Raw genomic sequence first — 8,292 nt, 5'->3', positions numbered from 1 at the left:
CGGGCCTGCGCCGCGCTCGGCGTCACCGATCACCGCCTGCTCGGCGGGCGGGGCCGCTGGCACGACTCCGGGATGGTCGCCACCGGCGAGGGCATCCGCGCGGCCGCGCCGGCGGACCTCGGGGAGGGGGCGTTCTCGCGGCGCGCCGACGTCGACCTGCAGGTGGCCGAGCTGGCCGGGGTGCTCGGCGAGGTCGAGCCCGACGTCGTCGTCAGCTACGACGCGGCCGGCGGCTACGGCCACCCCGACCACGTCCGGGCGCACGAGATCGCGGGCGGCGCGGTCGAGCGCCTGGACCCCCTCGCCGAGCGCATCGGGCTCTGGGCGACCGCCGCCGCGCACGACGAGGTCGCCGCCGGCCTGGACTCGCTGCGCCGCCGGGCGTGGCTCCCGCTGCCCGTCCCGCCCGTCGGGGACCTCCCGACGGTGCCCGACGACACCGTCACCGTCCGCGTCGCGCTGGGCCCGGCGCGGGTGCGCAAGATCGCCGCGCTACGCGCGCACGCGACGCAGATCCGGGTGTTCGACGACGGGCACGAGCCGCCCGCGTTCGCGCTCTCGAACGACCTCGCCCAGCCCGTCCTGGCCGCCGAGGGCTTCGTGCTGCTGCGCGGTCCGGCCGGCGCCACGGCCGCGCTGGCGGCGCTGTCGGCGTGAGGTTCCTGCGGGGCGTGGCGGCCCTCGTCGTGGTGCTCGACGCGGTCCTGCTCGCGCTGACCGAGGTCGCGTGGCTCTCGTTGCGGGTGGGCACCGTGCCCCTGCCGGTCTCGGCGCTCGTCGCGCTCGTGACCACCCCGCTGCTCGTGCGGGCCGCCGACGCGGTGCTGCCCGGCACCCGCCTCGCGCTCGTGCCCGTGGCGGTGTGGCTGGTCGTCGTCCTCGTCACCGGGCTCTGGAGCCCCGCGGGCCCCGGGATGTTCCCGCCCGACTGGCGCGGCATCCTGCTGGTCGCGGCGGGCCTGCTGCCCGGGGCGTGGGTGGCCGCCCGGCCGGTGCGCCCGACCCCGGACCCGGCCGTCTCGGCGGAGCCCGCCGCCCCTCCCCGCTGATCATCAGCACACCAGCCACCTACCGGGGCCGACGAGCGTGCGTGGAGTGCCCCTCGTCGGGAGGGGGTCCCGACGCCCGCTGATCATCAGCACACCAGGCACCTCCAGGGGCCGACGAACGTGCGCGGAGTGCCCCTCGCGGCGGGAGGCGGGGTGGTCTAGCGGCGTCGCTCCGTCCCGAACAGCCCGATGAACGTCCAGACGGCCGACACCCCGAGCAGCGGCGCCGCGAACGAGGCGATCGAGGGCGCCAGGTCGATGTCGATCCGGCACGCCAGCAGGAGGCCGACCGCCGCGATCACCCCGAGCAGGCCGTCGGCCACGCGGATGCCGCGCGGCGGGGGCGGGGGACGCCGCGCCGAGGCCGCCGCCTGCACCGCGCGCGGGCCCGGCAGCGGACCGTCGTCGGGACCCGGCGCCGCGCCCCCGCCGGCGCGGTCCTCGACGACCACCGCCGCCCGGCCGCGTGCCCGCAGGCCGGCGGCGAGCAGGTCGTCCACCGCCCGCCCGAGGTCGTCCCGCGCGGCGCGGCGCGACCGGGAGGCGTGCACCAGCGTGGCGTGGCCGTGGTCCGCGGCGGCGAGCTCGGCGTACTCGACCTCCCACTCGTCGAGGCGGCCGCCGAGGGCCCGGAAGACCAGCCGCCGCTCGCGGCGCCGCGCGCCGGGCGGGAACCACCACGAGACCGAGCGGGTGCCGTCGGGCGCTGTCCGGCAGGCCCCGTAGTGCGCCCCGAGCGCGGCGAGCTGCGGCCCCACCTCGGTGCGCACGACGTTCGCCCACATCCCGCCCGTCATGCCCCACCTCCGGACGGTCCGGCCCCCGGACGCCACTGTGACACGCGTCATCCGCTCCCGGCCAGGGTGATCGCGGGGTTCGCCGGGTGGCGCATCGGGAACGAGGCGGACATGCCCGCCGTCTCCGACCAGTACATGATCAGCGTGTTGCGGCCCTTCGTGGCCGCGACCGGCCCGGTGCTCTCGGGGCTGCGCGACGCCGACCCGTTCCGCCTCGGCAAGCTGGCCCAGCGCCGCGCGCTGCAACTGGAGTCGGCGCCGTCGGACGCCGCGCCGGAGCCGGCCCCGACGACACGGCTCGGGAAGGTGCGGCGGACCACCGGCAACGTCCGGCACCGGGCGCTGGACCGCCTCGCCACCTCCCGGCTGCCCGGCACCCCCCGGTGGTCGGTGATGACGCCGGAGGAGCGCGACCACTGGTGGGTGGCCCGCGTCGGGCGCTTCACCTCGGCCATCGCGTCGATTCCGGGCATCGGGGGCGCCCTGGCCCGCCGGCTCCCGGTGTCGGACATCCTCGGGCTGGCCGCGCAGGGCCTGGTCGTGTGCGCCATCGCCGGCGAGCACGGCGTCACCGACCGGGACGAGCAGGTGCAGCTGCTGGGCACCGTCCTCTTCGAGCGCGACCTGCGCCCGGGCGAGTTCGGCGACGACGCGGGCGTCGAGCGCGAGGCCCGCGACCTCACCGGCGAGCTCTCGGGCGAATCCGGACGCGGGGACGGCCGACTGCGCGCGCTCGCGCGGGCGGTGTGGCGGATGGGACGATCGTTGTTCGGGCTGCACGAGGAGCTCGACCGGCGCCCGCACGGCCACTGGTGGTGGCGCACACTGGCGAACGTGCCCGTCGTCGGGGCCGTCGGCGCGTACAAGAGCGAGCGCTCGGGACTCAAGCGGGCGGCGCGGCGGACCGCCACGCTGCTCGGGCGCGACGGCGCCGCGGGGTCGTCCTCGCGGCGGTGATCCGGATGTGGCGTCACCCACGTCATCGGGGGCGACCCGCCCGGGCGGGACGCGCCGCCGGACGGAATACTGCAGGGCGGTTTCACCGACGTCGCAGGACCCGGACCCCGACCACCACCGGCGGGCCGCTCCGCGATGGTGACGAGAGCGAGGAGCAGGAGCCGACGTGACGTACGTGATCGCCGAACCGTGTGTGGACGTGCTCGACAAGGCGTGCATCGAGGAGTGCCCGGTCGACTGCATCTACGAGGGCGGTCGGATGATGTACATCCACCCCGACGAGTGCGTCGACTGCGGTGCCTGTGAGCCGGTGTGCCCGGTCGAGGCCATCTACTACGAGGACGACGTCCCCGACCAGTGGTCGGTCTACACGCAGGCCAACGTGGACTTCTTCGACGAGCTGGGCTCGCCGGGCGGGGCCGCGAAGGTCGGCAAGGTGGACCGCGACGTGGGCCCGGTGCCGGCGCTCCCGCCGCAGGGGGAGTGACACCACCGGCGCTGCCCGACTTCCCCTGGGACAGCCTGGCGACGGAGACGGCGACGGCGCGCTCGCACCCCGACGGCGTCGTCGACCTCTCCGTCGGTACCCCCGTCGATCCCGTCCCCGAGGTCGTCGCGGACGCCCTGCGGGCGGCCTGGAACTCGCCGGGCTACCCCCAGACCTGGGGGACGCCGCGGCTGCGGACGGCGGCCGTGGACGCCCTGGGGCGCCGCTACGGGGTCACGGACGTGGTCCCCGACGCCGTGCTGCCCACCATCGGCTCCAAGGAGCTGGTGGCGTGGCTCCCGACGCTGCTGGGGCTCGGCGCCGACGACGTGGTCGCCATCCCGGACCTCGCCTACCCGACTTACGAGGTGGGGGCGCTGCTCGCGGGCGCCTCGTCGGTGCGGGTGGCCGACGACGAGCCGCTCCCCGCCGGGGCGCGGCTGGTCTGGCTGAACTCGCCGTCGAACCCGACGGGACGGGTGCTCGGCGTGGCGGCCCTGGCGGCGCGCGTCGCCGAGGCCCGCCGGCTGGGGGCCGTCGTCGCCTCGGACGAGTGCTACCTCGGCCTGCCCGCCCCGGGCGCGGACCCGGTGTCCGTGCTCGACCCGCGGGTGCACGGCGGGTCGGTCTCGTCGCTGCTCGCGGTGCACTCGCTGTCGAAGACCTCGCAGCTCGCGGGGTACCGGGCGGGCTTCGTCGCCGGCGACCCGGAGCTGGTCGCCGGGCTGCTCGCCGTGCGCAAGCACGCCGGGATGATCGTGCCGCGCCCCGTGCAGGAGGCGATGACGGCGGCGCTGACCGACGACGCGCACGTCGCCGAGACCCGGCTGCGCTACGACGCCCGCCGGGACCTGCTGCGCCCGGCGCTGGAGCGGGCCGGCCTGCGGGTCGACCACTCCGAGGCCGGCCTCTACCTGTGGGCGACGGCGGGCCGGCCGTGCCGCGAGACGCTGGCGTGGTTCGCCGAGCGCGGCATCCTCGTCGCGCCCGGGGAGTTCTACGGGCCGGCCGGGTCGGAGCACGTGCGGGTGGCGCTCACCGCCTCCGACGAGCGGGTGGAAGCGGCGGCGTCGCGCCTGTAGGTGCCGACGGCCGGAGAGCGCGGTCCGTGTCGTAGGGCGGATCACCGCTCACGAGGGCGACGCCCACCGGAACACCCCGGGCGCCGCGCCCTGGACGACCGAGGCCACCCGCAGCCAGCGCGGCACGAACACCTCCGCGCGACCGTGCTCCACCGCGTGCAGCGTCGCCGCGGCGACCCGCTCGGCCGGCACCGGGCGCGGGAGCGACCGGTCGTAGCCCCGCCGGGCGAGGAAGGGGGTGTCCACCGCCCCCGGCAGCACCGTCGTGACCCCGACGGCGGGCTCTTCCAGGCGCAGCGCGTCGGCGAAGGTCCGCAGGCCAGCCTTCGCCGCCGAGTACGCCGCCTCGCCGGCCACCCCCAGGGCGGCGATCGAGGCGACGAACACCACGTGGCCCCGTGCGGCCCGCACGTGCGGCCACAGCGCTCGGGTGAGCAGCACCGGCGCGACGAGGTCGGCGTCGAGCACCGCCTCCACCCCGGCCTCGTCGGCCTCGCCGAACGGCCCCGCCGCCCCGATCCCCGCGGCGTGCACCACGAGCCCGACCCCGTGCTCGATCGCGGCGGCGGCGACCGACGCGCGCCCGGCCGCCGTCGTCAGGTCGGCGACGACACCGTGCGCACCGGCGGCGGCCGCGACGGCGTCCAGCCGGTCGCGGTCGCGCCCGGTCACCACCAGGGGCGCGGCCCGCCCGGCGAGCCGGCGCGCGATCGCCTCCCCGATCCCCGACGAGGCCCCCGTCACCAGGGCGGGCGCGCCGTCCGGGGTCATCTCCGGCGGCTGCTGGAGGTCGACGACTCCGAGGCCCGGTCGGGATCGTGGCGGTCCCAGACTGCGGCGTCCTCGGGCGCCTCGCCCCGACGCAGCAGGATCGTGCTGCGCAGGGTCACCGCGGCGATGCCGGCGAGCACGACGACCCCGGCGGCCACCTGCCCGGCGATCAGCGGCCCCGTGGTGTCGAGGTCCTCGCCGAGCCAGGCGATCCCGGCGAAGACACCCACGATCGGGTCGGCGGTCGTGATGACGGCGACCGACGGCGAGACCAGGCGTCCCTGCTGGAACGTGTTCTGGCTGAGCAGGAAGCCGAGCGGACCGACGACGCAGGCCGCGTAGAGCGCGGGGGTGGTGAACAGCTCGCCGAAGCCGCCGCGCACCGCCGTCGTGACGGCCTTCATCAGGGCCGCCGTGATCCCGAACAGGATCCCGGTGGCGAGGGCGAGGGCGAGGATGCGGCTGGGGTGGTTCGACAGCCCCGCGAAGGTCAGGCAGCCCACGACGAGGACGGCGACCGTCACGAGGAAGGCCGGGGAGTCGGTGACGTCGAGGCGCTCGGAGCCCGGGCCCGCCACCGGACGCGCCTGCAGGAGGAACGCCGCCAGCCCCGCGGCGGTGAGCAGCCCGCCGACCACGACCCAGCGGTCCGGGGCCCGTCCGTGCAGCAGCGCGGAGAAGAGACCGGCGAACACGACCCCGGTGACGAGCAGCGGCTGCACGACCGTCAGCGGCCCGAACGCGAGCGCGACGAGCTGCATCGACAGCGCGAGCACCGTCATCACCAGCCCGAGCAGCCACCACGGGTGCCGGATGAGGTCGACCACGAGGCGCGGGCTCAGCGTCGAGGACACCGGCACCTCGTGCGTGGCGCGCTGCTGAGCTGCGCTGGCCATCCCGAAGCCGGCGGCGCCCACGACCGCGGCAGGGACGGCGACCAGCAGCGAGACGGCTTCGGTCACGCGATACGCCTCCGTGCGGGCCCGCCGTCGCCGGCGGGCGTCCTCGACTCCCCGTCAACCACCATCCTGCTCCCCCCGGAGCACGCCTGCCTCACGGATCAGCGACTCCCAGGCCTCGTCCATCCGTCCGGGAAGATCCCTCCCGGCGAGGACCGCGTCGTCGACGGAGAGCCCGAGGCCCAGGGTCCGGCCCCACCCGATCGCCCCGACGGCCACCCCGACGCCCTCGGCCAGGGGCAGCACCGGCACGACCTCGGCCACCAGCCCCGCCCCGATGTGGAGCGGTCGGCGCACGCCCGGCATCACCGAGACGACGAGGTGGAAGAAGCGCCCGCCGTACGTCAGGCGGGCGAACCACCGCTGGACCGGGCGCGGGAGGCGGCCGAGGGCGGCCAGCACGGCGGCCGACCCCTCGGCCTGGCCGCGGTCCCGGCCCCGCTCGAGGGCCCGCTCGACCGCGGCCAGCCGCGCCCGGAGCGGACCCGGCGCCACCGGCAGGTCGACGGCGACGGCGGCCGTGCGGTTGCCGGTCCCGCCGTGGTCGGCGCCCGCCCGGAGCCGGGTGGTGAGCGGGACCATCGCCCGCACCGTCGTCGCGTCCGGTGTGGTCAGCGCCTCGGCGACGGCGGTGGTGACGACGACGGTGGTGCTGGTCCCGAGGGCCCGCGCGAGCGCCCGGACCTGGGCGGCGTCCCGGACGCGGCTGACCACCCGGGTGGTCGCCGCTCCGCCCCGCGAGCGGTCGCCCAGCGCGCCGGCCCGGGCTCCCCCGGCGCGGGCGAGGGCGGCGATGCCGGTGAGCCGGCGGCGGATCGGGACGCGGTCCCCGTCGGGGCGCTGCTCGCCCCGGCGGTTCACCGGGACGTCCGCGGCCTCGTCGGTGAGCAGGCGCACGAGGGCGTCGGTGACCGCGAGCCCGTCCCCCAGGCAGTGGTGCACGGCGGCGAGGACGGAGACCTCCCGGGGCCCGGTGCGGGCGAGGGTGAGCCGCCAGCCGACGTCGCGGGGGTCGACCGGGGCGCCGACGACGTGCGCCCTCGTCAGGGCGTCGGGGTCGCCCCGGTACAGGACCGGGTCGACATGGCGGGCGGGGTCCGGGGCCACGGTGAGCCAGCGCAGCGGCCCGGTGTCGTCGAGTCGCCGCGCCAGGAGGGCGATCCCGGCGGCCCGCTCGCTGATCCGGTGGGCGACGAGGGCGGGCCAGTCGGTCGCGTCGTCGTCGGGGACGGCGATGGTGATCCGCGCCCCGAGCACCTGCGGGACCCGCTCGGTCGACGCGTGCCAGAACAACGCGTCCTCCGGGCGCATCCGCCCGACCCGGCGCGTGCCGGCGAGCGCCCCGGCGAGGTCCCGTGCGGGCGGGCGCCCGGCCAGCGCGGCCACGCGGGCGGCGTGGGTGGCCGGGTCGGCGAGGGTCCGCAGGGCCGCGGTGAGCCCGGACGCGCCGCGGCAGGTCCGCGCGAGCCCGGCGCGGGCGAGCAGGCGGGCGTTGTCGCGGCCGTGGCCGGGGATGGGGTCGACGACGAGCAGGGGGCGCGCGCAGGCCAGCGCCTCGAACGCGCTCGCCCCGCCGCCGGTGGTGACGACGACGTCGACCCCGCGCGTGACCGTGGCCGGGTCGTCGATCCACCGGTGGACCTCGACGCGGCCGGGGTGGGCGGCGGCGAGGGCGTCCAGGCGGGCGCGGGTGCGCGGGTCGGTGGCGGCGACGACGGGGTCGGCGCCGGCGTGCAGGACGGCGCCGACGACGGCCGGGAGGTCGCCGAACCCGAGGGAGCCGGCGGCGACGAGGACGCGGAGCCGGGCCCGGACCCCCTCGACGACGGGGCTTTCCTGCCACTGGCTGCAAGCGTCGACGCTTCGCTGGCACGAAGCGGGGGGCCGGAACGCCGACACGACCGGCCAGCGGACGACGTGCACCGTCGCCCCCGGGGCGCAGCGGCGCACCCGTCGTGCCGCCTCGTCCGTGGTGACCAGCACCGCGTCGAGGTCCGCGTCGCACCACAGCGGCTGCGGCGCCGGGTCGGAGGGCACCACCACGGCGCGGGCCGGCAACCGCCCGGTGCGGCGCAGGTGCCCCAACCCCGCGACGCCCTCGGGGAACGTCGCGACGACGAGGTCCGGGCGGTGGGCGGCGAGCAGCGGCGCGATCGACCGGGCACTCCAGCGCCCCAGCACGGCCCGCGT

General features: G+C 77.7%; 9 protein-coding genes. 5 read left to right on the top strand and 4 right to left on the bottom strand.

Features of this window, described 5'->3' with window-relative positions; all coding sequences use genetic code 11:
* A partial coding sequence (locus AC0CYZ_RS32310) for a PIG-L family deacetylase (protein ID WP_472222480.1) occupies nt 1–657 on the top strand: 657 nt, incomplete at its 5' end.
* Nucleotides 654–1,049 (top strand): hypothetical protein, encoded by a 396-nt coding sequence (locus AC0CYZ_RS32305; RefSeq protein ID WP_472222478.1) that lies wholly within the window; start codon nt 654–656, stop codon nt 1,047–1,049. The genes AC0CYZ_RS32310 and AC0CYZ_RS32305, both read left to right, overlap by 4 nt.
* A 158-nt stretch (nt 1,050–1,207) precedes the next feature.
* Here AC0CYZ_RS32305 and AC0CYZ_RS32300 read toward each other — a convergent pair whose 3' ends face one another.
* On the bottom strand, nt 1,208–1,846 hold the full coding sequence (locus tag AC0CYZ_RS32300; protein WP_472222476.1) for a hypothetical protein: 639 nt from the start codon (nt 1,844–1,846) through the stop codon (nt 1,208–1,210).
* A 111-nt stretch (nt 1,847–1,957) separates the two neighbouring features.
* On the opposite strand from AC0CYZ_RS32300, the gene AC0CYZ_RS32295 reads away from it, so the two are divergent.
* From AC0CYZ_RS32295 to dapC, 3 genes are all read left to right on the top strand, one after another.
* Complete coding sequence (locus AC0CYZ_RS32295) at nt 1,958–2,803, top strand: hypothetical protein (RefSeq protein WP_472222474.1); 846 nt, start codon at nt 1,958–1,960, stop codon at nt 2,801–2,803.
* A gap of 166 nt (nt 2,804–2,969) precedes the next feature.
* Nucleotides 2,970–3,290: a ferredoxin gene (fdxA, locus tag AC0CYZ_RS32290; RefSeq protein WP_472222472.1), complete on the top strand. Its 321-nt coding sequence runs from the start codon at nt 2,970–2,972 to the stop codon at nt 3,288–3,290.
* Nucleotides 3,287–4,372, top strand: a complete 1,086-nt coding sequence (gene dapC, locus AC0CYZ_RS32285) for a succinyldiaminopimelate transaminase (RefSeq protein ID WP_472222470.1) — start codon at nt 3,287–3,289, stop codon at nt 4,370–4,372. Before fdxA ends, dapC begins: the two co-directional genes overlap by 4 nt.
* Nucleotides 4,373–4,420: 48 nt before the next feature.
* Here dapC and AC0CYZ_RS32280 read toward each other — a convergent pair whose 3' ends face one another.
* From AC0CYZ_RS32280 to AC0CYZ_RS32270, 3 genes are all read right to left on the bottom strand, one after another.
* Entirely contained in the window at nt 4,421–5,143 is a 723-nt protein-coding gene (locus tag AC0CYZ_RS32280; RefSeq protein WP_472222468.1) for an SDR family NAD(P)-dependent oxidoreductase, read from the bottom strand.
* Nucleotides 5,140–6,105 (bottom strand): DMT family transporter, encoded by a 966-nt coding sequence (locus tag AC0CYZ_RS32275; protein WP_472222466.1) that lies wholly within the window; start codon nt 6,103–6,105, stop codon nt 5,140–5,142. Before AC0CYZ_RS32275 ends, AC0CYZ_RS32280 begins: the two co-directional genes overlap by 4 nt.
* A gap of 54 nt (nt 6,106–6,159) precedes the next feature.
* A partial coding sequence (locus AC0CYZ_RS32270) for a WS/DGAT domain-containing protein (RefSeq protein ID WP_472222464.1) occupies nt 6,160–8,292 on the bottom strand: 2,133 nt, incomplete at its 5' end.

It is taken from the genome of Actinomycetospora sp., assembly GCF_055612215.1.
This window is presented reverse-complemented; position numbering and strand designations above follow the sequence as displayed.

Excerpts from the sequence above, each read along its gene's own strand:
- AC0CYZ_RS32300 (WP_472222476.1), bottom strand. The coding sequence starts at position 1,846 with ATGACGGGCGGGATGTGGGCGAACGTCGTGCGCACCGAGGTGGGGCCG.
- AC0CYZ_RS32295 (WP_472222474.1), top strand. The coding sequence starts at position 1,958 with ATGCCCGCCGTCTCCGACCAGTACATGATCAGCGTGTTGCGGCCCTTC.
- AC0CYZ_RS32280 (WP_472222468.1), bottom strand. The coding sequence starts at position 5,143 with ATGACCCCGGACGGCGCGCCCGCCCTGGTGACGGGGGCCTCGTCGGGG.